19 protein-coding genes are annotated in these 25457 nt (G+C 31.1%); 7 read left to right on the top strand and 12 right to left on the bottom strand.

The genetic code is table 11. The features are described 5' to 3' along the window. Positions 1–113: 113 nt before the first annotated feature. Entirely contained in the window at positions 114–2330 is a 2217-nt protein-coding gene (locus OEW74_RS07110; RefSeq protein ID WP_265427810.1) for an outer membrane beta-barrel family protein, read from the bottom strand. Positions 2331–2651: 321 nt separating this feature from the next. On the opposite strand from OEW74_RS07110, the gene OEW74_RS07105 reads away from it, so the two are divergent. Then, entirely contained in the window at positions 2652–5519 is a 2868-nt protein-coding gene (locus tag OEW74_RS07105) for an AsmA-like C-terminal region-containing protein (RefSeq protein ID WP_265427809.1), read from the top strand. Positions 5520–5687: 168 nt separating this feature from the next. On the opposite strand, the gene OEW74_RS07100 is transcribed toward OEW74_RS07105, so the two are convergent. The 5 genes from OEW74_RS07100 to OEW74_RS19695 form a co-directional block, all read right to left on the bottom strand. Continuing rightward, positions 5688–6269 (bottom strand): YdeI/OmpD-associated family protein, encoded by a 582-nt coding sequence (locus tag OEW74_RS07100; RefSeq protein WP_265427808.1) that lies wholly within the window; start codon positions 6267–6269, stop codon positions 5688–5690. A gap of 1 nt (position 6270) precedes the next feature. Then, positions 6271–6654, bottom strand: coding sequence for a DoxX family protein (locus tag OEW74_RS07095; protein ID WP_265427807.1), 384 nt, complete (start codon positions 6652–6654; stop codon positions 6271–6273). A 12-nt stretch (positions 6655–6666) separates the two neighbouring features. Beyond that, a complete protein-coding gene (locus tag OEW74_RS07090) occupies positions 6667–7125 on the bottom strand; it encodes an SRPBCC family protein (protein ID WP_265427806.1) in 459 nt (152 codons plus the stop codon). Between the two features lies 1 nt (position 7126). Further along, the gene (locus OEW74_RS07085) at positions 7127–7444 is read right to left on the bottom strand and encodes an ArsR/SmtB family transcription factor (protein ID WP_265427805.1); all 318 of its coding nucleotides are present in this window, start codon (positions 7442–7444) and stop codon (positions 7127–7129) included. Positions 7445–7654: 210 nt separating this feature from the next. Continuing rightward, positions 7655–7816: a bacteriocin-like protein gene (locus tag OEW74_RS19695; RefSeq protein WP_416207902.1), complete on the bottom strand. Its 162-nt coding sequence runs from the start codon at positions 7814–7816 to the stop codon at positions 7655–7657. Between the two features lie 260 nt (positions 7817–8076). Here OEW74_RS19695 and OEW74_RS07080 point away from each other — a divergent pair, with 260 nt between their 5' ends. Next, entirely contained in the window at positions 8077–9102 is a 1026-nt protein-coding gene (locus OEW74_RS07080) for a rod shape-determining protein (protein WP_265427804.1), read from the top strand. 260 nt (positions 9103–9362) lie between these two features. Here OEW74_RS07080 and OEW74_RS07075 read toward each other — a convergent pair whose 3' ends face one another. Together OEW74_RS07075 and OEW74_RS07070 are read right to left on the bottom strand one after the other, a co-directional pair. Continuing rightward, positions 9363–10208 carry a GLPGLI family protein gene (locus OEW74_RS07075; RefSeq protein ID WP_265427803.1) on the bottom strand — a complete coding sequence of 282 codons (846 nt, stop codon included), beginning with the start codon at positions 10206–10208 and terminating at the stop codon, positions 9363–9365. Positions 10209–10531: 323 nt separating this feature from the next. Next, positions 10532–10750: a hypothetical protein gene (locus tag OEW74_RS07070; protein ID WP_265427802.1), complete on the bottom strand. Its 219-nt coding sequence runs from the start codon at positions 10748–10750 to the stop codon at positions 10532–10534. Positions 10751–11189: 439 nt separating this feature from the next. Between OEW74_RS07070 and OEW74_RS07065 the strand changes: the two genes are divergently transcribed. Then, positions 11190–12764, top strand: a complete 1575-nt coding sequence (locus OEW74_RS07065; protein ID WP_265427801.1) for a helix-turn-helix domain-containing protein — start codon at positions 11190–11192, stop codon at positions 12762–12764. 265 nt (positions 12765–13029) lie between these two features. Here the strand turns inward: OEW74_RS07065 and OEW74_RS07060 are convergent, their stop codons facing one another. From OEW74_RS07060 to OEW74_RS07045, 4 genes are all read right to left on the bottom strand, one after another. Beyond that, entirely contained in the window at positions 13030–13608 is a 579-nt protein-coding gene (locus OEW74_RS07060; RefSeq protein ID WP_265427800.1) for a hypothetical protein, read from the bottom strand. A gap of 191 nt (positions 13609–13799) precedes the next feature. Beyond that, the gene (locus OEW74_RS07055; protein WP_265427799.1) at positions 13800–14417 is read right to left on the bottom strand and encodes a hypothetical protein; all 618 of its coding nucleotides are present in this window, start codon (positions 14415–14417) and stop codon (positions 13800–13802) included. Positions 14418–14660: 243 nt separating this feature from the next. Next, positions 14661–14936: a hypothetical protein gene (locus OEW74_RS07050; protein ID WP_265427798.1), complete on the bottom strand. Its 276-nt coding sequence runs from the start codon at positions 14934–14936 to the stop codon at positions 14661–14663. A 179-nt stretch (positions 14937–15115) separates the two neighbouring features. Then, complete coding sequence (locus tag OEW74_RS07045; RefSeq protein ID WP_265427797.1) at positions 15116–15343, bottom strand: hypothetical protein; 228 nt, start codon at positions 15341–15343, stop codon at positions 15116–15118. Between the two features lie 1061 nt (positions 15344–16404). Here OEW74_RS07045 and OEW74_RS07040 point away from each other — a divergent pair. From OEW74_RS07040 to OEW74_RS07025, 4 genes are all read left to right on the top strand, one after another. Further along, positions 16405–18003 carry a T9SS type A sorting domain-containing protein gene (locus tag OEW74_RS07040; RefSeq protein ID WP_265427796.1) on the top strand — a complete coding sequence of 533 codons (1599 nt, stop codon included), beginning with the start codon at positions 16405–16407 and terminating at the stop codon, positions 18001–18003. A 116-nt stretch (positions 18004–18119) separates the two neighbouring features. Next, the gene (locus tag OEW74_RS07035) at positions 18120–21380 is read left to right on the top strand and encodes a hypothetical protein (protein WP_265427795.1); all 3261 of its coding nucleotides are present in this window, start codon (positions 18120–18122) and stop codon (positions 21378–21380) included. Between the two features lie 9 nt (positions 21381–21389). Beyond that, positions 21390–24992 (top strand): DUF6443 domain-containing protein, encoded by a 3603-nt coding sequence (locus OEW74_RS07030; protein ID WP_265427794.1) that lies wholly within the window; start codon positions 21390–21392, stop codon positions 24990–24992. Then, positions 24967–25407, top strand: coding sequence for a hypothetical protein (locus tag OEW74_RS07025; RefSeq protein ID WP_265427793.1), 441 nt, complete (start codon positions 24967–24969; stop codon positions 25405–25407). The genes OEW74_RS07030 and OEW74_RS07025 overlap by 26 nt, the downstream gene beginning before the upstream one ends. Positions 25408–25457: the final 50 nt, after the last annotated feature.

The following is a 25457-nucleotide window of genomic DNA, read 5'->3' as shown; positions in this document are numbered from 1 at the left end:
GCAAAAGCTATAGAACATCAAAGCTTTTAAAGGCTTTGATGTTCTTTTTTTAAGTTTAAATAGAAATATCTAAATCTTTTGTGGTTAAATAAAAAGTTTAAAAAAGTTTTTAATTATAATCTGTTTGAAGTTTCATTAACACTACTTTCTTTATAACTCGATTTTTCAAGCCTTCCAAAATTATATTTTACAGCAACCGAAACTGTAGGTGTATTTCCATAAAAATTTCCTGTAGAACTAATTTTATCATACGTCATACTTTGAATATAATTCATCTGTTTAAAAAGATCATTATATCTGAATGTAAAATCGAAATCCGAAAGAGATTTGGTAATCCCGAAATTGACAACACAAACTGCATTGTTATCATATAAACCTTCTGTGCGTTTGGTGATGTAATATCCATCCATCAACAACGAAAAATTTTTAGCGATTTTCAACGTATTATTGGTATAAATATAAAGATACGGAGTCGATTTTTTAACGAAAGCTAAACTGTCTTCTGTTTTGCCATAATTGACGGACATACTGTTCTGTGAAGACCAGATTTTCCATTCAAATGGAACGTCTAAACCGAGACTCGCACCCATTTCTTTTTCAAAATTGATGAGTGTAAATTTTGAAATATTTTTTGTGTCATCATAAACCAAAGTGTAACCCATCGGATTTTTGCTGGTGTAAACTGATGCATTAAGCGACCATTTTTTTAAACTCGTAGTAAAAGAAAGGGTATTTGTGTAAGTTGGTATTAAATTCGGATTTCCTTCATATTCTATGTACGGACTTCCGTATAATCCTCCTGAAGAGAGATTGCCATAACCGGGTCTTGAGATGGTTTTCCTGAAGTTTAAAGTATAAACATGATCTTTATTCTGCTGAAAAGAAATTTCTGCGTTAGGAAACCAGTCCACAGCATTTCGGGATAGGGTAGTGTGTTTCAAAATATTATTAAATCCTTTGGCAGAAGTAGTTTCCATACGGATTCCTGCCTTAAAATTCCATCTGTTTTTTTCAGCATTTACATTAACGTATGATCCTGTATTGCTTTCTTTAAAAAGATAATTAAAAAATTCGGGAGCTTTTATAGCGGCATAATTGGTAATATTATCGGTGGTTGTTTCAGCTTTTGTAAAGCTTGTCCCCAATTCTAATTTATAATTTTCATAGAGTTTTTTTTCAAAATCGATTCTTCCGGAATAGACATCGCCGGAATATCGTTGCTTTCGAAATTGATTGAATTCATACCCCGAATCATCAATATTATTAAAAAATTCATAATCCACATTACGGCTTTCTCTGGTGTATTGAAATCCTGTAAAAATATTGGCGTCCCAATCTGCCAATTTTTTATTATAATTAAAAACCGAGTTAATCGATGCTCGTTTATTATCCTGATGATTTAAGGTCAATATATTTGAAGAAATTCCATTTTCAGAGTATTTTGTGTTGGTATTGTTATCGCCTTTATCCGGGCGAAAATTACTATTGAAAGCCAAAGTAAGATAATCTCCGTCATCATTTAATTCCTGATACAAACTTGCTCCAAAAATAGTTTGTGGACGATTGGTAATAGAAACGATGGTGTAATCTGATGAAATGTTTTTGCTTGGAACAGAATAGTTGTAGCCGTTACTTTCCCAATGTTGAACGGCATTGAAAGCAGCATTGATTTTCCATTCTGTTTTATTTTTTTTCTGCTGAAAATTTGCATTAAAATAATTGCTGAATCTTTTTTGAAAGGTTGCCGTTTCAGATAATGAGAGTTTAGAACCGTCTCTTTTGCTCTTCTTTAAATTGATCTTGATAACTGCTTTACCTTCTGCCTCATACTTTACAGATGGATTTCTGATGATTTCAACAGATTTTATATCTTCCACTGAAATTCCAGACAAAGTAGAAAAATCTACCCGCTGATTGTCAACATACAACAAAGGACTTCCCTTACCAACAACAGAAACACCTTCACCATTGGCATCGAGCGTTACAAAAGGTAATTTTGTTAACAATTCTGAAGAATTTGCTACTTTATTTAAAGGCGAATCTGAAATGTCTAATGTAATATTTCCGTTTTCTACACTAAATTTTTTCTTCTCACGGACGATTGTAACCGCTTCAATCTCTTTTATTTTTGGATGATAAATGATGTTAAAATTTTCATTGTGATTGAGTAAGAATGGTTTTTCTTTTTGTTCCGTTTCGCCGGAAGAGATTTGCAGATAATACGTATCTGATTTCAGATCATTAAATTCAAACTTCGATTCTTTTGTTATGGTCGTTTTAATGAGTTGATTTTCGGTGTCATATAAATAGATCTCAATTGGTGTATTCAAATTAGTGTTATTACTATTTGAAACAGTTCCGTTAATATTAAATTTTTGCTGCGCAGAAAAAAATACAAAATTGAAAATAAATAATAAGAAGATTTGGTATTTAGTCATTAGAGAGTGGCTTATATTCTTATTAACAATCATAATGATCAAAGTATTACATCAGAAAATATAAATGACGAATATTTTTAGAAATATAAAACGTTTTACATATTAGAAAAGGTTTTCAATGGCTCGATTTTAGATAATAATCAAATATTAGTGCAAAATTCGTAGGTATAATCACAAAATAATTCAGCCATGCAAAGGTTTAAAAATATAATTTTGAAAATTCTGAAATGGATAGGAATTTCCATTGCCTCCATTCTTTTTTTGATGTTCATCATTCCGATTTTATTTCCGGGGAAAGTTTCTGAACAGGTAAAATTGTTTGCCAATAAGCATCTTGCGGGAGAACTTGATTACAAAAAAACGCATCTTACTTTTTTCAGGCATTTTCCTTCATTGACAGTTTCGGTCGATGATTTTTTATTGAAAGGTTCAAAGCCTTTTCAGAATGATACTTTGCTTGCTGCAAAAGAAGTAGCAGTCGGAATTAATCTTAAAAACTTAATTTTTGATGGTGAAGTAAAAATCGACGAAATCTACGTTACAGATGCTTATGCGAATGTTTTTGTTAACACAAAAGGTGAAGCAAATTATAATGTGTATGTTTCAAAACCTTCACAAAAACCGAAAGATACAACGAGTACAGGAGCTTCCATAAAGCTTGATTTAATTAAATTAAGAAACTGGAATATTAAATATAATGATCACGCTGCAAGAGTTTTGGTTGATGCAAAAGGATTGAATTATACCGGAAAAGGTGGATTAAGTGAAGATATTTTTGACCTTGAAACGGATCTGGATATTGATAAATTAGATTTCAGTTTAAACAGAATTTATTACGCCAAGCAAAAAACTCTGCATGCAGATTTAATTACCAGAATCAATACCAATGCGTTGACTTTTGTGTTGAGAAAAAATGAGCTGAGAATTAATGAACTTCCTTTAAAATTTACAGGTTTTGTAAGTATTTTAAAAGACGGTTACAATCTCGACATCAATGCCGCATCAGAGAAAACCACGATTCGTGATATGATATCTGTACTTCCGCCACAATATTTAGATTGGGCAAAAGATACCAAAATTGAAGGAAAAAGCGATTTGTTTTTCAGTCTGAAAGGAAGATTTAGTGAACCTCAAAATCAGAAACCAAGATTAAAAGCACGATTGATGGTGAAAGATGGATTCGTCTCTAATGGAAAAGCCCCGGTTCCGATGAATAATTTTAATATGGATCTTAATGTAGATTTACCCGATTTAAATACAGAAAAATTAGGACTTGATCTGAAAAATCTAAGTTTCGATCTCGGTCCGAATAATAATTTTAAAGCGGTTGTAAAAACAAAAGGTTTAGACGAAATGCTGATTAATGCAGATGTAAAAGGTGCGGTTAATTTACAAACTTTAACTCAGGCTTTAGGTTTAAAAGATATCGATGCAAGAGGTTTGATGGATACGAATATTAAAGCTAACGGAATTTTTAGTTTAGATAAAAAATTATTCCCGAAAACAAACGGTTATCTTAATTTGAAAAACGGATGGCTGAAAACAAAATATTATCCAAATCCGATTCAGAATATCAATATTGTTGCAAATATTATCAATACCGATGGAACTTTTAAAAGTTTAGGAGTAAAATTAGATCCGTTTAAATTTGATTTTGAAGGAAATCCGGTATTTGTAAATGCTGATTTGCAGAATTTTGAAGATGTTTTGTATAAAGTTCGTGCAAAAGGAACTTTGAATGTGGGAAGAATTTATAAAGTTTTTGCCAAAAAAGGCTTAGATGTAAGCGGATTAATTATGGCAGATTTGTCTCTGAACGGACGACAAAGTTACGCAACAACCGGTCAGTACAGCAGATTAGATAATCGCGGAAATTTAATTTTAAAGAATATAAAAGCTACCACAGAATATCTTCCGAAATCATTTTACATTAAAGAAGGAAACTTTGAATTTGAAAATGAAAAAATGTGGTTCAGAAAATTTTTTGCCAATTATGGAAAGTCTGATTTTGCTTTAAATGGTTATCTTTTAAACACAATCAATTATTTTATCGAAAGAAAAGGTACACTTCACGGGAAATTTAAATTAAAATCGAGATACATTCTCATTGATGAATTTATGGCGTTGAAAGACGGAGATAATTCAAAGAAATCAATAGAAGTTGATTATGCAAAAGTTGAAAATCCAAAAAGCAGCGGCGTTGTGATCATTCCAAAAAACTTAGATGTTTCGTTGGAAACAGATGTGAAAAATGTTGAGTTTAAAGGTTTGAATCTTAATAATCTTTTCGGTTTAGCTTCGGTCAATAAAGGCGAAGTTTTTCTTAAAAACACTTCATTTGATGTTGTAGGAAGCAGAATGAAAATTGATGCGCGTTATCAGGATGAATCTCCATTGACCGCAAATTATGATATTGCTTTGAATGTTTTGGATTTTGATGTTCAGCGAGCGTATAACGAGATTGATATGGTTCGTGAAATGGCAACTGCAGCCAAAAATGTAAAAGGAATTGTTTCTTTAGATTACAAATTAAAAGGAGATTTTGATAAAAACATGACCCCAATTTATCCGTCTTTAGAAGGTGGAGGAGTGGTTAATCTACGTGACGTAGAAGTGAAAAATCTTAAAATGCTTTCCGCAGTTGGTGATAATATTGGTGCAAAAGCTTTCAATAATCCTGATATGAAAGGGGTGAATATTGAAACACACATCAAAAATAATCTGATCCATGTTGATAAATTTACTTTTAAAGTTTCAATTCTGAGACCTACAATCAGCGGAACAACCAGTTTTAACGGATTGCTTGATTTAAGAGTTCGTGTCGGAATTCTTCCGGGAGGATTGATTGGTTTCCCGATTGTTGTTACCGGAACTCACGAAAAACCTCAGGTAAAAATTTTCAGTAAAACGGGGCAGGGAATTGTTGATGCTTTGTACAATGAAAAATCAAACAAAGTTATCCGAGAAGAAAGACGTGCTGAGAAAAAGACAAAAAGACAGCAGCGTAAAGAAAAAGAAGCTCAGGAACAGAAGGCTAAAAATGCTGAAAAGCAGATCAATAAAGATTTAAAGAAAAAATAACAATAGCCGTTTATTTCAACAAAAAGAGGAATTTCTAAAATAAGAATTCCTCTTTTTATATTTTTTAGGGTGATTTTTTAATGTCATTCCGACGAAGGAGAAATCTTTTTATTGGTGAGATTCTTCATTTTACTTCGCTGTATTCAGAATGACAGTTGCGTAGTCAAATCAGTCATCAATTCCTTTTCCGTCGAGAATATTTTGGTAATATTTTTCAATTCGCGTTTCGCGTGTTTTTGATTGTTTCGCCTGATTAAAATAGAACAAATATCCTTTTTGTCTTCCCGGACTTAAAGCATAAAATGATTCGTTTAAAGCTTTATCTTCATCCAAAGCTCTTTGAAATTCTTCAGGAACAGGATATTCAGAGGCTTTTTTCAATTCTACTTTTTGTCCGGATTGTTCTATTTTTACAGCTTCCTGAATGTATTTTTTGATGATTGTTCGCTGTTTTTCTACTTCCTCAATATTTTTGAACCTGATCTGTCTTGCCGACTGTACATTTTCAGTTTGTTGAATTAAAATATTTTGAGGATCTTTCATTAATACACCTTTATGAAAAAGCAAAGCAAAATATTCTTTAAAACCATGAATGAGCACTACGTTTTTTCCGTCTAATGTGTAGCAAGGATGCATCCATTTATAATCTTCTTCCAGAGAATCATTTTCAGTAACGATTTCACGTAAGAGATAGAACTCTTCTTTCCATTTTTTTGCTTTCTCGAAAAATTGTTCGGCTTGTAGATTCATTTTAAATGTTTTTAGAAATTATTTTTCTGTCTGAAGGTCTGAAATACCATGATAAAATCGTTACAATCAATAAGATCAAAGCAGGAAGTGCTTCTGTGAAAGATTGTCCTACTGCAAAATGAGAGATTGCTGCGCCCGACATTGCAAAGAAAAATCCTGCATAAGCCCATTCTTTCAACAAAGGAAATTTAGGAATGAGAATTGCGATTACACCCAAAATTTTCCAGACTCCCAAGATTGATAATACATATAAAGGATAATGTAATTTGGTAATGATTTCGTTGTAACCGCCTATCTGAAGCGTTTGCTGTATTCCGCCTGCCAACATTCCGATGGAAAGAAAAATTGTGACAATCCAGTAAATGATTTTGTTTTTTTTTTCCATTTTCATATTATTTTAATTGGTGAAAATATTTTGAAGTTTATCGTGCGCCATACTTAAACCTTTTGCAAAAGGCATTTTTAAAAGCTGATTTCTGTATTCTACCGATTTGAATATCTGCTGAATTGTCAGTTTACTTTTTTCATTACCAATTTTTTCAAAAGTGAGAAACTCTAATTGCACCGGAAACGGGCTGTTTTCCATTTCGAAAGTTCGGGTGATTTTTTCGTTCGAAACAAATTCCAAAATGACTCCGTTTGCAGAAAATACTACTTGTCCGTCATGAGAGGTTTCAAATCTCCAGCTTCCGTGTTTGTGATTTTCTAGCTTTATAACCTTTGTATTCATCCATTGTTCTACAATTTCTGCATCTTCATAAGCTTTAAAAAGTAATTCCAAAGGCAGGTCAAATTCTCTGGTAATGAAGAGTTCCTGTGTGTTTTCTTCCGCTTTAATTTTTGTTTTGAGTTCCATATCAGTTTTTGTTTTTTTTCATAATAGATTCCAGAGTATTGAAACGATCGTCCCACATTTTACGGAAAGGTTCTATAAAGTCGGCTATTTCTTTCATTTTCTGTGGATTTAGGTGATAAATTATTTCTCTTCCGTTTTGTTCGGAAGTTAATAGCTCGCATTCTGTTAAGATTTGGATATGTTTTGAAACGGTTGGTCTTGCGGTATCAAAATTAGAAGCAATTGCTCCCGCAGTCATCGATTGTGCAGCAACCAAAGCCAGAATTGACCTTCTTGTAGGATCGGCAATTGCCTGAAAAACATCGCGTCTTAAATTCATTATGAAGTTATTTGACTACAAATTTATATGTAGTTATTTAACTACGCAAGTTTTTTTTAAAAAAAATATTGATTTATAAATGAAAGTGAAATAGGAAAAAGCAAACTAATCTCTATTTAGATTTAAATTCAAGGCCAAATCTTCACTTTAAAACAAAAAAAATGCTGTCTCACCTTTGAAACAGCATCTTCTTTTTTGTTCAACCATTAATTACATGGAATCATCCGGACATTTGAAATCATCACTGCAAGTTGCACAAATTATAACACCATTACAGTAATACATACAGAAGTCTGGTTCTGGTAATGGATTAATACCACTTCCTTTAATTGTTTTTAATTGACTTTTGTTGAGTTTTTTTAAGTTTTTCATAGCTTTTGTTTTTAAAGTTTGATGATTTGTAAATGTAATTAAAATATGAATATAATATTCAAATTAAAAAAACTTTAGATTAATTTTATGAAAATTCTTTTTTGATAAAGAAATATTACTGATAATTTTTTTCAAACTTGATTAGATTGATGGCATTCACAACTATATTTTAACGTATGTTTAACTTCTTAAATACCTTATTTTATCAGGAATATATCAGGAATAGCCGTACATTTATCACCTAGAAATTTAAATGAAAGATGGGGATATTTGATATGTTTACGGCGGAGATTGCAATTGATCTGGGAACGGCTAATACCCTAATTATATACAATAATAAAATTGTTATTGACCAACCTTCTATTGTTGCCATTGACCGTTTGACGGGAAAAGCAATCGCTGTAGGTGAGGAAGCAAAATTAATGCAGGGTAAAACGCATGAAGATATTAAGGTTATCAGACCGCTGAAAGATGGGGTTATCGCAGATTTTCATGCTTCCGAACATATGATTAAAGAATTTGTGAAAAAAATTCCGGAAATCAAAGGTAAATTCATACAACCTGCACTCAGAATCGTAATATGTATTCCGTCAGGAATTACTGAGGTTGAAAAAAGAGCGGTTAGAGACTCTGCACAAAAAGTAAATGCCAAAGAAGTTATTATGATCTACGAACCAATGGCTGCAGCTATTGGAGCAGGTATTGATGTTGAAAGCCCGGAAGGAAATATGATTGTTGACATCGGTGGAGGAACTACAGAAATTGCTGTAATTGCATTAGGCGGAATTGTCTGCGACAGATCATTGAAATTGGCAGGTGATGTTTTTACGAATGATATTGCTTACTTTATCAGATCACAACATAATTTGGATATTGGTGAAAGAACAGCTGAAAAAATAAAAATTGAGATCGGATCTGCTTTGGAAGAACTAGAATTTCCTTTAGATGATATTTCGGTACAGGGAAAAGATCTTTTAACCGGAAAACCAAAAGAAATTATGGTGAATTACAAGGAGATTTTTAAAGCTCTTGACAAATCGATCATGAGAATTGAAGATGCTATTTTAGAAACACTTTCCATCACACCACCAGAATTGGCAACTGATATTTATAAAACCGGAATTTTCCTTGCCGGAGGCGGCGCTTTGCTTAACGGATTAGCCGACAGAATTCATAGAAAAACTGGTTTACCTATTTTTGTAGCCGAAGATCCTTTGCGAGCTGTAGTTCGAGGGACAGGTATTGCTCTAAAAAATATTGATAGATTCAGATTTCTAATGAAGTAGGGTGGAGTAGAAAAAATAAATGAAGACATCTGAAAATCTGCAATATTCTTAAAATTGTATTTTTAAATTCTATTAAAAAACAGAATTTTACGGATAAAATATAAAAGCTGTAATAATTAAATTACAGCTTTTATTGTGGGGTTAGTAGAGTGAAAATTACCTAGAATTCAATTACAAAGACCCCTTGTTGTATAGGTTTGTTTTAAACAAAATTCTATAACTAACATTTATATAATATTCTGTGTTTCTAAAAGATAATCCTATTTTTTCTGATATTTTACTGCCTTATCTAATTCTATAGGATTGTTATAAATTCTTATTTGGTTTTGAATAGCTTTTTCTAGATTTCTGTAGTCATTTTGGGTGTATTCATCACCTTTATCTGTAAACATGACAGCTTTTCCTTCCTTATATTCAGGTATTGGGTTATTGTAATAGTTGAGTTGAATCTTTTGCCAGTCTTTTTCGGTTATGTCAATCTTTCTATCACCAAATAGTTTTTCTATAAAATTATTAGAATTTAATTCTACCTTATAGTTTTTATTTTGAATTAAATTAAAACGATAGTTATTCTCGCTATCGTTCACTTCAAGAATTAGCCCGGGAAGTCCATAAAAAACATAGGGTCCATAAGGCAAAGGGATGTCTTGCGAAAACCAGGCAGTCCATTTTCTGCCTCCAAAATCAGTAGTTGCTTTTGTTGCAGCCCAAATTCCAATTTTTTTATGTTCATTAGAGATATTCCATTTTATTTCTCTTTTTGCTGGGTATTTATAATAATACATTGAAAGATTTTGAATAAAATCAAATTTATGATTATCCTTTTTGTAGAGTACCACTTGCTCAAATTTAGGTTCTGCAAAAAACTGATTGTCTTTGTTGATATTATTAAGAGAATCGGTTACAATGTAGTCGTTGCTTAAAAAGATGTTATAATCTTTATTTATTTCCAATACTAAAACATCTTTTGCCGGATAGGAACCCGCCGAATCACGTTTAAAGTTAACTTCATAATAAAACCTTTTACTCTGTGCCGAAACAAAAGATGAAATAATAAGGAGAAATAATATAATTTTACTTCTTTTCGATAAATTCAAGTGATTCATACGGTTCTAAAATTTTAAGGATTTCATCTTCTGAATTTAGAGAGAATTTTTTTATTTCTTCAACCATATTTTTACGATATTCTTTTATTGTTTTTTGGCGGTATTCATTGAAAATTAGTTTCTTATATGCGTATTTTTCATCAAGATTTTTATCTAAGATATTACCTGAAAACTCAGATAATAGAAATGGTGTATTCTTTTTTCATAAATAGTTTTTGTCTTCTCAAGTAAATTGTTGTTTTGGTAAAAAAGCAACCAAACGAGAGAAGCCCATTTTTTTTAATTTGGTTGCTTTTGTAATTTGAGTTTTTATGGTTATGGTTTTATTTTTTTATTCTCCACTGTGTTCCGTTTTTTGGAGGAGGATCTCCGAGGCTATTAATTATTTTTGCTTTAGCAGTGTCGTTTCTTTTTTCGTAGGCAGATTGTAATTCTGTATTACTTATGACTTCATTGGTTTCAAAATCATCATCTTGAAACCTACAAGACATTGTTGATATTAATAGGGTTAAAACTAAAAAAATTGAGATAAGCTTTTTCATTATTCTACATTATTTTGAAAGGTTATCCCGGCCGGTTTATTGTGAATTCAGATTTCGAATTTAGACCACCTTAGCTGCTTACGAAAATGTTTGTAGTGCTTATTATAGAATCAGCACGTGCTAATTAATGAATTAGCTCAATTTTAAAGTGTTGGTTTTTAATAATTTAAACATGTTTTTCATCTGTTTAGTTTTTATGTTATTAAAGTGGATTTTTCTTATTGATTTAATTAGATTTTAGTTATTTTTATACAATAAATATTTCACCTTATAATCCAAATTTTTGAAAAGGTTTTGCTTTATACTACTCTTATTTATTTTTAACATTTTCTATTCACAACAAGAATCGTATAGTAATTTTTACAACATAAAAAAGAAATACGAAAATTATCCTGAAAATGACACTAATGCTTTTCGGTTTTTGAAAGGGTATATTTCGTTGGCTAAAAAAGAAAAAGATTATCCTCATCTGGTGGAAGGTTATAATGATGCAATATTTTATTCTTCTTCTGCAAGTGCTAAGCTGAAGTATGCAGATAGTACTATTTTTGCGGCAAAACTATCTGATAATACAGATTTGATAAGCGATGCTTATTTAAGAAAGGGAGTGATCTACTATTTTAATTATAAAAAGTACCAACCTGCCTTGCAAGAATATTTAAAGGCGTATGAGTACTCTAAAAATTCACAAGATGATTTCTTAAAAAATGCTATTCTTTATCACATTGGAGTAGTGAAAAGCTATTTAGGATATAATCAGGAAGCCTTGATTCATTTTAAAAAAACACAATCTCATTTTGAATTAAAGTCTAAGGAAAAAGTTCATCCTAATATTATATTCAATAACAAAAGAGGTTATTACAATAGCCTGCATCAGATGTCTGTATCTTATAGAAAATTAAATAACTATAAAGCGGTAGATTCTATTCTAAACATAGGACTTCAACAAACTAAAAACAATAAAAATTTCCAACAAGAATATGGCTATTTTCTAAAGGAAAAAGGCATTGATGAGTATAGAAAAAAGAAATATAAAGCTTCATTGAATTTACTTCATGAATCAATAAAGCCAATCACAAAAATTAATGATTTTGCCTGGGCTACGGTAGCTTATTTTTATATAGGGAAATCATATTTAGGTCTTAATGATTATCCTAATGCAATTCTTCATTTTAATAGGGTAGACTCCATTTTTCAAAAACATAATTTTATACTTCCGGAACTTCGTGAAAATTATGAGTTGCTCATTAATCACTATAAAAAAGATAATGAAGTTAAAAAAGAACTGTATTACACCAAACAACTATTGAAAGCAGACAGTGTGATATCGAAAGATTTTTCTTATCTCGCATCAACAATTCATAAAAAATATGATACAGAAGCTTTAACGGCAGAAAAAGAAAGGCTAGAAAAAACAACGTCTTGGGGTATTTGGATTATTGTGGGTTTAATTATTTTATTAATAACCCTTACAATTGCTTTAATGATAAAATATAAGAATGAGAAAAAAATTAAATCAAATTATAAAATTTTAGAAGAAAAGATTCTTCATAAATCTTCTACAGAAATCATTACGGAGAAAATTAATGTAAAACCAAGTGGGGAAGAAAAATCCGGATTAAGTGATGCAATAATTAACGATTTACTTCTAAAATTAGATAATTTTGAAAAAAAGTTTGAGTTTATTGAAAACGGACTAACACTCAATAAATTGGCGATAAAGTTTAATACAAACTCCAATTATCTTTCTCAAGTAATCAATGAGTATAAAGAAGTAAATTTTAATAGATACCTAAGTGAACTTCGTATAAATTACATTACCAATAAGTTGTATAATGATAAAGTATATCTAAGCTACAAGATTGAGACATTAGCAGAAAAATGTGGAATCGCTTCCAGAACAAATTTTTCAAATCTTTTTCAGGAAATAAATGGAATTCGCCCGATAGATTTCATCAAAAAACGTAATAAGGATTTGGAGGATAATCAGGTTTTGCAATCCCATCCTGTTTAACTAAAATGTATTGCAAAAAAAAAAGTCTTCATTTTGAAGACTCTTTTTGCGGGGAGATAGGTAACACCACCTGCTCTTTAAATATTGATGAGGTTTTACAGAGATTGATTTTTAGATACTCACCGAATTACTCACTTTTGAAATGTAGGTTTTGGATTTGTTTTGTTATTCCAAATATAAGAAAAATTTGTTTGATAACTTCTTTATGATAAGAGAAAACTACATAATAAAAAAAATGATTATAAATGTTATTATTAAGTATAAATCAGTTTTCTTCATTTGGTTTCACTTTTATTGCCCTTATTTCAAACCATTCATTTATAACGTTATCGTATTCTTTGCCAGCTAAATAAAGTTCCTTTTTTATATTACAAATTCTATTTTCTTTTTGCATTTTCAATGTAATTCTGTTTTGATTTCCAATATTTGTTTGTGAACTATCAATTAATTTCCAATCCATTTTTAGCAATTTTTCTTTCATCCAAATTGTATCTGTTTGGTCAAGTTTGATATGTTGATAATTCACTTTTTTGTCTTCCACTATAAACCATTGCGTGTCCATAATTCTCGAATTAATTAATTCTACAGCATCATTTATTGTCAAATTTGGATTGAAACATTTTATTGGCTCAATGTAAGGTATTTTAACTACAACAATTTTTGGCGGAATTGGAATAGGTGGTTTTATGTCTTTTTCGTCAATGGCGTATTTATTACTATCAAAGTCAGGAATTGTGTCTTTTGAAATATTTTTAACACTATCCATTTCATTTGTCTTAATTACAACAGGTTTTGATGTTTGCTCAAAAGTTTCAGACTTCTTTTTTGGGATTGCTACAACCACTCATAAATAAAAGTAATATGATAAACTTTATAAATCTCATTTTGGGTCAGTTTTTTAAATACGGTCGGTCTGTAAAATGGCACACAATATTTCGGATATTGCCAAAGGCAGGAATTTTTAGTACAAAAGTTCAATAGAATTACTACTGTTGAATTTTGCAGTTTTGTCAACCTTTGTTAGCGGTAGTTTTTTTAGTCTTTCCAGACAGGATTACTTAGTATTTTTTGTAATTTGTTTTTATCATTATTTTTACGAATTACTTTTATAGTATCATAATAGTCCGCAAAATCTTGATTGTTTTTCAATAAATTATATTTTATCCGATAATAGCCCTGTTTCTGATTTTTGTTAAAGACAAAGTACATGTTTTTTTCTTCATCAATTTTGTAAAGACTATCAATAATTTTTTTTGGAACGGAATATTTATTTTTTGACTGTAGATAGATACTCTCATTATTATAAAAATTCTCTCCAATTTCAATATAATCTTTTTTGTTTAGATTCTTATCTATTATATTTTTTTTAAATTTAAATGCTTTATAAAAGTATAGTATTTTACTCGAATATGGCGGGATTATATTTTGATTTCTGACTTCGAAATATCGTGAAAAATTTAAGCTATTAAATAGAGAATCAAGAATATATCTTTTAGAATGATAATAATACAACCTGTCTGTATTATTATATATTTCATTTCCATTATTATTGAAAACCAGAATTTCATTATTTTCTCGGAAAAATAATCCCCCAATTCCAATGTCTCTTAATCTATTATTTTTTATTTTAAATTTATATGGAATGTAAATCAAAATACTATCGCCAAAAAATTTGTTTTCATGTCCTTTATAAAAATCAATTTTTATTGGAATATTATTTTCGACCTCTAATTTTGAAATATAAATTTTAGGTTTGGAAAAATTATAAATTGAATATAAAATAAAGATTATGACAATAATATTAATATTTTGAGAAGCGTTTTTTTCATAAAAATTCTGCTACTTTTGCTTTCGTTGAATATATTTTAGTTTCTTTAACTCATTAGTGGTCGTTTTTTAATATCCTCTAAAAAAAGCAAGTCCTGCATAAATCAGAATGCTTAAAATGCCAATGACCGAAATTAAAATATCAATTACACATAATATTTGAGCAATTATTAATTTTCTATTTTCAGTTTTAAATTCTAACGTTGTTACTTCTTGTCTCAATTTCTTTTTTTCGTAATGTATAAGAAATAAAAGCACAAAGCTTAAAATAAAACCTAAGCCTGTTAAAAATGTCAAAATTAATGCACAACCTGAAAGCAATAAATATAAATCAGTTTTCTTCATTTGGTTTCACCTTTTATCGTCCTTATTTCAAACCATTCATTTATAACGTTGTCGTTTTCTTTGTCAGCTAAATATAGTTCTTTTTTATAATTCCTAGATTCTTTAAAATATCCGTTTGTAAATCGAGGTTTTGTTCAAACTTGCCTACTCACATAATCAATAAATATAATTTGATTTTTTCAGAACGAATTTAATCTTTCCAAAAAGATTATTCTGTTTTTAATAAATGCTAGTGTTTTTCTACTTTCGTTATCTAAAATTCTACTTTCTACAGAATCGATGATTAAACTAGTTAAGGAAATATGTTTTTTGGAGCAGAGTTTTTTCCAGTTTTCTTTCCGACTTTTTTGGATTCTTATGATAATAACACTTTCTTTTCCACCGATATTAATAGGTCTTCTACTCATATATTTTGATTAATAATTTTCAGACAAAATGAGTTTTAAATTCACATAAACCAATAATTAACAAGTAATTAAATTTAAACAAGATCATTTTGAAATTTGTATTTTCTTTTAAGATTAAAAAAGAATAATCTGAACTGATTTGAAATCTTAAAATAAAGTTTCAAAGAGTAAAACTGAGTTCCGAAGTTTTTTACCCTTTTTGCAAAAAAGCAAGATCCTCTTTGTAGGTACAACTTGAAAAGTTTGTACGTACAAAGACACATCTTGCTACATAAATTCACTTATTTTTTAGAGCTCTGAAAATATCAAACTATTATTTAAATCACCTGACAATCAGTGGTTTGATTTTTTTATTAATTATTATTGCGGTTAAAAGGAAAAAGAACCGATTGATAGGAAAGAAAAAAGACTGACTTACATTCATTTACTCAGCTATATTAATAACCTATATTGCTTTTACGCATCTCCTATCATTTAAGAATGCGTAAAATAAACGCTGGACATAAGAAAACGTGCGTAATTTTTATATAGGGTTAAAATTAGAATGAGTGAGCAGTACTCATTTTTATTTGATACCAACTTAGGTTGCTGTACAAAAGCACTGGTTTTTTAGAGCTATGAAATGAACTTTTAAAAAATGATTTTATCTTTTTCACTTCTCAAGAAGAAATTATAAAAAGTATTTTTATGTAAGCTGTAACTTTTATATACAGGTTTTGAATCCTGTTGTATTTTTTTACGCAGATAAAAAAACATAGATAATTATTTTTAGAAGGTAGGTATTCCGGAAAGTACTTCTTTATAGCATTTTTTTTAACGTTTTTGTTGAATATTTTATTTAAACTAAATAAAATATTCAACAAAAATCATACGTCTTAAATTGTTATTTTTTTATGAAAAATATAATATTTGGAAAATAATTCTTTAATATCATTTTTGTAAAAAGTTATGATTAAAAATTACATAATCATAAAACATTATTAAGCTTCATTTGTTAGAAAATAGATTGCGTTAAAACATTGTATATTTGATAGATAACATATTCTAACAACAACCAAATCATGAAAAAAATCTATTTTGGTGCAGTACTTCTGGGTACTGCCACAATTTTTTTTGCCCAAGATGTAGTATGGCAGAAAGATATTAAATCCTCTACTCAGGATTTTCTCTCGCAAGTCACCACAACAGTCGATCAGCAGTATCTGATTACAGGCAGCTCGATTCAATCCAAGAAACTTACTACTGAAAACAAACAAAACAACGGTTACGATTTTCATTTAATCAAACTGAATCAACAAGGAGAAGAAGTCTGGGAAAAGTATTTCTCGGGACATAATCATGACTTTTTATCGGCAACGGTTTCAACTCAGGAAGGAGGATTTCTTCTGGCAGGAACTTCTTTTTCAGGAAAAGGTTTAGACAAAAAAGAGGCTTCTAAAGGAGGATCTGATATCTGGTTGATCAGAATTAATGAATTCGGAGATGAATTGTGGCAAAAAACTTTAGGCACATCACAGGATGAAGAAGCAAGATCCGTGATTCAGACCGCTGATTTTGGTTTTATGGTGGCAGGAAATATTCAAAATGCAGCCAATGGATTCGGCTCAAAAGATGTAACGGTAACAAGACTTGACAAAAACGGAAAAGTTCTTTCAGAATTAATTTTAGGCGGAAGAGGATTAGATGAAGCAGAAAAGATGATTCCTACGCCTGATGGAGGAGCGTTGTTGGGTATTTACTCCAGAAGTAATTCCACGACAGGAAATAAAACGGTAAAGAATGATGATAAAGAAAATTCTGTTACTACACAATTTACTGCAAAAACTACAGAAAACTTTGGAGAAGGTGATTATTGGGTGGTCAAACTCAGCAAAGACAACAAAATAGAATGGGAAAAGAATTTCGGAGGTAAAGGTGATGATCATTTGAGATCAATGGCCTTTACTTCTTCAGGATATATTATTGGCGGAGAATCGAGATCTGAGAAATCAGGAAATAAAACAGTAGGAATTGAAGAAGGAACAGATATCTGGCTCATTTCTTTAAATACAAAGGGGGAAGAGCAATGGCAGAAATCTTACAATTTTAAAAACCGTGATATTCTGATGGGTATGAATGTGATTAACACTGGAGATGGTAAAAATTCAAAAGGAGTTTTACTTGGTGGTTACACTCAGGCTGAAGGAAGAATTGAAGCTGGGGATGAAACATTTTGGATGCTTTATATTGATAATGATGGAAATGAACAATGGCGAAAATATATAAAAGGAGAATCGAGAAAGAAAGAGGAAAGACTTTCTGATCTGAAAATGAATAAGGATGGTTCTATCGTGCTTGCCGGAACAAGTGCTGAAGAACTCGGAAAAGAGAATTGGAAGATTGTAAAGCTTGGTGATTCTCAGATTGATCAGCTAATCGAGAAACAGAATATTAAGATTTATCCGAATCCGGTGTCTTATTATGCTTATGTGGAAATAGGATTTGATTTTAAAGAAGCAGATATCACATTGTATGACATGGGAGGAAGACAGCTTCAAAGCTTGAAAACAAAGAATAAAGTAACGAAGATTAACACGCAGAATTTAATTCAGGGAGCATATCTGATTGTGATAAAAACGGATACTGAGAAAACTGCGAATGCTAAATTAATTAAAAAATAAACATGATGAAGAAACAAATTTTATTATTTTATATATTATTATGCGGGATTATATATGGACAATCAGCAAATAACTATGCTCCAATAACATATCCAACATCACCTGATGTTACTAAAATGCAAACTTATGGGCAGGTTCCTGTAACACCATATTCTGGTTTGGCAAATGTTACCATTCCGATATACACTATCAAAGAAGGTGATTTTGAATTTCCCATTTCTTTAGACTACAGTTCCAGAGGTATAAAAGTCAGAGAAGAAGCATCGAGAGTGGGCTTAGGATGGTCATTAGGATTCCCTGGATTAATCAGCAGGTCAATTAACGGTCAAGATGATTTTATAGGTGGATACGGACAACTAAATGGTAAATACTTTAATTCTAAGGCAAATGATGGAAGTTATGTTCCGGACTTAATTGGATATTATGCAATTCCTACCGATTATTTAAAATTAGGATTAGACACGAGATTGTGGCCAACTGATTATAAACTTGAAAATTACATTCAAGCAGACAGAATAAAAGATAATACTGATTTTCAGCCAGATGACTATTTTTATAATTTGCCTAATTATTCAGGTCGTTTTATTTTTAAACGAAATAAAACAGCTGTATTAGAAAAGATTCAAGATAATTTAAAAATTGAAATTCTTGATTCTTTAAATAATGTAGGCCAACCCACAATGAAGAAAATGAAGGTAACCGATAAGAAGGGAAATGTATATACATTCAACGATTTTGAATCTTTAACATTTCAAGGTTCAAACATAACAAAAACTGATAATGCATGGTATGTTTCTAAAATTAAAACAAAAGATGGTAAAGAAATAAAATTCACTTATGAAACACTTCAATCATCACCGAGTTATAATTTGTATGACTATGCAGGGATGCCAATTGATTTTTATGATGGTAACTACGTCAATACTACATTTCCATTTGGCGAACTAAAAGTGTATGAAGGCTTAAAATGGTTTACCTGTAAACTAATTAAGAAAATAGTTTTCTCATCAGGATATATCATCTTTACTTATGATACAAGAACCGATATTTATAATGACAAAAAAATAGTAGAAATTAGTATTTATGATTTGAACAACAAATTAATCAATAAGATAAAACTAAATCAGGATTATTTTAATACAAATTTCACTTCGATACTTACAGATTTAGGTGAATGGCAACAAAATCAGGTTGGGTTTTCGAATAGACAAGATTATTTAAATAAGAGACTAAAGTTTACATCAATTGACTTTTTAGATAAAGATAATCAGACTATAAATACACAACAGTTTCAATACAATGATGAATTTATACCTGCAAAGAATTCTACGGCAATAGATTATTGGGGCTACTTCAATGGTGTTGCAACTAATCAAAATCTTTTTCCTGCCTTTTCTATAACAGTACCGGAAGCTGAAGGTAATGCAATTGGGTACGATTTCCCTAAAAACAATATTTTCCGAACGGGATCAGAAATTCTCTTATCAATACCCGGAGCAAATAGAGATGTTAATCCGCTTTATACTAATGCGTTATCACTGAAGAAGATAATTTATCCTACAAAAGGATCTACTACTTTACAATATGAAAATAATACCTATAATCCAAAAAAATCTTTTGTTAATGACAGTAATGCAAATAAATATTCGATTTATCAAAACAATAATATAAATGGTAATTTATATAATTATATAGGAGGTCTAAGGATAAAAACAATTTTAACAGATGACAATAATGGAGGAGTTTACAAAAAGGATTTTAATTATCATTATGTAGAAGATACTAACAATGATGGTATCGTTGAGAACCACTCTTCTGGATATTTATTAAAAAGACCTAGTTTATTTGATTTCAGAAAGAAAAGATCTTTAGAATATTTTCAAGCAGGAAATAGCCCTAGTAACCCAGATCTTAATGGTATGAATGGATATGTGCTAATTAGAAATATGGCATTATATGAAAATGATTATATAGGATACGAAAATGTTGAGGAAATAGATGAAAATTTGGTGACTTCAGAGAAGATAAAAAAAACGTACAGTTATTATATATCTCCAACTCTTGTATATAATGTTTATGCATTAGGAAAGGGCATTAAGCCGCCTAAGCCAAATTTTCAAGAACCAATGAATTTTCCAATGTTAAGTGCTTTTAGTAACTTAAATTCATTTAGTATTAAACCACACAAGACAGTTAATAATATAGCATACTTTAGAGACTATACATTTGATTATAAACCATTTGAGGTAAAAGATGAAATAGGCGTAAAAAATGGTTTACTAAAAACAATTTCAAATTATTCGTATAATAACACTTTTTCCCTTGTATCAGAAGAAAATTATGATTATCAAATTGCTCAGAAAGATTTAATGTGGGGTTGTATATATGATCATACAATGACTGAAGGATATATTGGACAGATGAATAATACTAGTGCATTGAACCCCATAAGTAATTATTATTTCCAATATTTTAATCCGCTTCCTTTTATAAACCCTTATACCAATGGAGTTCAGAATACAGCAGGTTATCCCTTTTCAATTTATAACTTAATTTACAGAACAATTTATCCAACTTATAACCCAGGAGTTTCGGTAATTATAAAAAAACAATATTTAAATGGCCAAGTTTTATCTTCCAAAACAGAAAATGAATATGTTTCTGCTTTTGATAATAATATTGGTAGAGGAAATTTATTAACCTCAAAAGTTTCGTATCCTGATGCCTCTATAACTGAAACGAAATATCAATATTCGTTTGAAAAAAATAACATACCATTAATTAATGCTAATATTGTTGGTATTCCATTGGAAACAATAGTGGTTAAGAAGAAGAACGATTTAGATGCGGGAAAAATACTCTCTCAAACAGAAACAAAATATGATAATCCTTCAAACTTATTTCCAACCTTAATATTATCCTCAGATCTTCAAAATCCTACAATTTCTACTACAGAAATTACTTATGATCAGTACGACTCTAAAGGAAATATCTTACAATACACGACAAAAAATGGTGTTGTAACATCTATTATTTGGGGTTACAATTCTACCCAGCCTATCGCAAAAGTAACGGGTGTATCATATTCTGTAGCAAGCGCATTGGCAGCAGATATTATTTCGGCTTCAAATGGTGATATTGATGCGGGTACTGAGCAGACTTTAATAGGAAAATTAGATACTTTCAGAAAACTTCCTGCATTGCAAAATGCACAAATCTCTACCTATACCTATGATCCACTGGTTGGAGTGACAAGCATTACTCCTCCTTCTGGGGTCAGAGAGATTTATAAATACGATTCTGCCAACAGATTAGAAAATATCAAAGATGTTAACGGTAAAATCATAAAAGAATTCAAGTACAACTACAAACCATAAAACATAAATATGAAAAAAATACTTATCCCCATAGGAACTTTACTGTTGTCGGGTTTAGTTTACGGACAATTGAGCCCGACAGAAAATTACGTTGACACAAAAACATATCTGGATTATTATGGGACTACGGCTTCAAAAACAGCAGAAACGGTTCAGTATTTCGATGGTTTGGGTAGACGAAAACAGATTGTTAATATCAAAGCATCCCCACTTGGAAATGATGTGGTAACGCATATTGAATACGATGCTTTCGGTAGGCAGGTGAAAGATTATCTTCCTGTACCTCAAGGTTTTTCAGCTAATGGAAGCATCTTTACAGCGCCGTTGGATATTGCTTCTAATCCAGATATTTACGGTTCAGAAAAAATTTATTCAGAAAGAATATTGGAAAATTCACCATTAGACAGAATTCAACAACAGATTCAGGTGGGTAATGATTGGACAGCAAAACCTGTAAAATTTGATTATGATGCCAATGACGGAACAGCTGATCGTGTCGGGAATTTTGTTACAACGACAACCTGGCTTGAGAATGCGACAAAGACGATCGCAAGAACATCTCTTAATGTCTTCTATGGAACGGCACAGCTTTATAAAAATACGGTAACAGATGAAGATGGAAATAAAACCATTGAATTTAAAAACGGGCAAGGACAAACCATACTTGTTAGAAAAGTATTGAGTGCAACCGAGAATGCCGACACCTATTATATATATAACGAATACAATCAGTTAGCCATAGTAGTACCACCTAAAGCAGCTTTTGCATTTCTTGAGGAATATGGTGCAGGAAGTGATGAGGAAATACCAAGTGATATTTTAAACGATTTCTGTTACCAGTACCGTTATGACGGCAGAAACCGGTTGGTAGAAAAAAAGCTTCCCGGAAAAGGCTGGGAATATATGGTGTATGATAAAGCCGACCGACTGGTCGCAACACAAGATGCCAACCAGAAGCTCTTGAATAAATGGTTTTTTACAAAATATGATAAGTTTGGAAGAATTCTATATACAGGAATAGCAATTGATAACGGAAACAGAAATGCGGTACAATCGTGGATTACGAACACCTACGGAACAAATATAGAAACTGCGGGAACATACACTCAGAGTGGTTTACAAATCTATTACGCCAATACTGCATATCCTCAGAATATAGAAAGTATATTATCGGTCAACTATTACGACACCTATCCTATAGGAACTCCTGCAATCCCAACTCAGATTTTAGGGCAAAATGTTCTTTCACAGGATGCTCAAAACTCAAATATAAGTACCAAAAGTTTACCAGTGGCTTCTTATGTGAAAAATATTGAAGATGACAATTGGACAAAAAATTACACTTGGTATGATACCAAAGGAAGAGCAATCGGAACACATTCTATTAATCATTTAGGAGGTTATACGAAAACAGAATCTGAGCTTGATTTTTCGGGAACTCCAAAGATGGCAATTACCAGACACAAAAGACTGGATAGTGATACCGAAAGAGTGATTACCGAAAATTTCACTTATGATCATCAGAATAGATTATTAACCCATACCCATAAGGTTGATAACAATGCTGTGGAATATCTTGCTCAGAACAAGTATAATGAACTTTCACAGTTGGAATACAAAAAAGTGGGTGGTACAGTCTTAGGCAATGGTCTGCAGACTGTAGATTATCAATACAACATCCGAGGCTGGATGACACAGATCAATAATCCTGCAAATTTGGGAAATGATTTATTTGGTTATAAAATGAGTTATAATTTGCCATCAACTGACTATTGGACTCAAAGATACAATGGTAACATTTCGGAAATAGATTGGGCAACTCAAAATGACAATGTATTGAGAAGATATGTTTATATGTATGATTCTCTTAATAGGCTTACAGGTGGTTATTATTTAGAACCTAATTCTTCAATTGTATGGGCTGGAAACTTTAATGAGTACTACAATTATGACTTAAATGGTAATATCACTAAACTAACACGAACAGGAAAACCTCCCGCTTCTCAAACGACTTCTTTAACTATTGATGATCTTACTTATATTTATGATGGCAATAGGCTTAGTTCTATTTCAGATGCAGCTCAAAATTACTCTGGATATCCCGGTGGTGGAGGGACAATTACATACGATCTGAATGGGAATATGAATAAACATCCGGATAAAGGACTCACTAAGATTGACTATAACTTTTTAAACCTGCCTAACAATATTGTTACGAACAATAATAAAAGTCCGTTTGGCAACAACACATCTTATCTGTATAGCGCAGACGGAACAAAGCTTAGAAAAAATTTCTCATACTATAAATTAGATTTTATGGGGAATATAAGCACTTTAGGGACATCAACGGATTACCTTAATGGTTTTCAATATGTTTTGGAAACAGGAGGTGTTTGGTGCATTGGATGTCCTGCTCCTTCTCCTGCCTTACAATTTATACCCACTTCAGAAGGGTATTTTGATTTTGTAAAAAATAAGTATATTTACAGTTATAGCGACCATTTAGGAAATACAAGATTAAGTTATTTCCATAATGGAAGCAGCATAGAAGTTCTTGAAGAAAACAACTATTATCCTTTTGGATTGAAGCATGAAGGGTATAATGCTTTGGCAGGAAATCCTTCTTATCAATACAAGTACAACGGGAAGGAACTCCAAGAGACCGGAATGTATGATTATGGTGCTAGATTCTATATGCCGGATATTGGTAGATGGGGTGTTGTAGATCCGTTGGCGGAAACTAATAGAAGATTTAATCCATATAATTATGCTATAAACAATCCTCTTCGTTTTATTGACCCTGATGGTAGATCTCAACTAGATTGGGTGAGAAGAACAGGTCAAAGTAATTGGGAATATAATAGTAAAATAACTTCTGCTCAACAAGCCACAGATGCAGGATATGTCTCTTATGCCAATGGTCGTGGAGATGCAAATAGTACTTATACAACATCTATAGCACAAAATGGTGTAGATACAGGTGTGACCAAGACTGTAACCCTAGGAGAAGGTGGAAATTGGTCGGCTTCTGTGGGTGGTAATCTTGTAGAAAGTGGAACGGCAAAAGATAGCTACATAAATACAAAGCCCATAGATGATTTTAGTAAATTTATGGCGGGTTTTCTTTTGACACCTAGTGCCATTATTACAGGAGGTGCAGGCTGGGCTGCCTTGGGTGAAGTTGGCTCAGGAAGTTCAATTGGTATTCTCGGGGGGCAAACCACTGGGAGTTATTTACAGGGAGCTGCTATAAGAGGTGCTACAGATTTATCTACACAAGCTTTTTTTAAAGGAGCAGAAAATATTGACGGAAGGCAACTACTAATAAATACTTTTGTAGGAGGAGGAAATGGCTTTCGGTCAATGGGGAAAATGGCTTTAACAAATTTATCTCTGAATACTGCCAATAATTTTGGCACTTCTTTGTATAATGGTAGGTTCCCACAAGATGCAACGATAAATACTGCAAAAATATTTACTGGAACATTGGGGACTGCTGCCGGAATGGTAGGAGGAAATACTTTAACTAATACTTTGATACCAAGCATTTATATGAATGGCACAGATAAATTATTAAATGATGCAAATGACACACATAATAAAAGTCGTTAGACTGTTAAAAAATAATTATCATATAATCCTTGCTTTTGCTACATTATTATTTATTATTTTAGCATTTTTTTTATCTCATTTTAATCTAAAGGATGCAAAGAAAAATTCAAAATATACTGTTGCTTATATAACAAGTGATTGGCATCAAAAAAATAATAATGGTGTTGGTACGGATTTTTTGTATTATATAAATGGAGAAAGAATTGACAGAACTTGCGCTAATAGTTTAAAAAAAGGTGAAAAATATCTTTTATTATATGATTCTATACATCCTAAAAATTATATAATGCTTTATAATCACAAATTATCCAATAATATAAAGGCTCCCTCAAATGGATGGAAATTTAAGGATCTTCCTATTAAAATTGACTCTAATGAATTAAAAGTTTATTTTAAAGAATTAAATATTCCATAATCTTATACAAAAGAGGCTGTCTCAAATGAGACAGCCTCTTTTATCTGAAT

This window comes from Chryseobacterium sp. YIM B08800 (assembly GCF_026163565.1).
Taxonomy (GTDB): Bacteria; Bacteroidota; Bacteroidia; order Flavobacteriales; family Weeksellaceae; genus Chryseobacterium.
The sequence above is the reverse complement of the archived record's forward strand: the minus strand, read 5'-3'. Positions and strand labels throughout refer to the sequence as shown.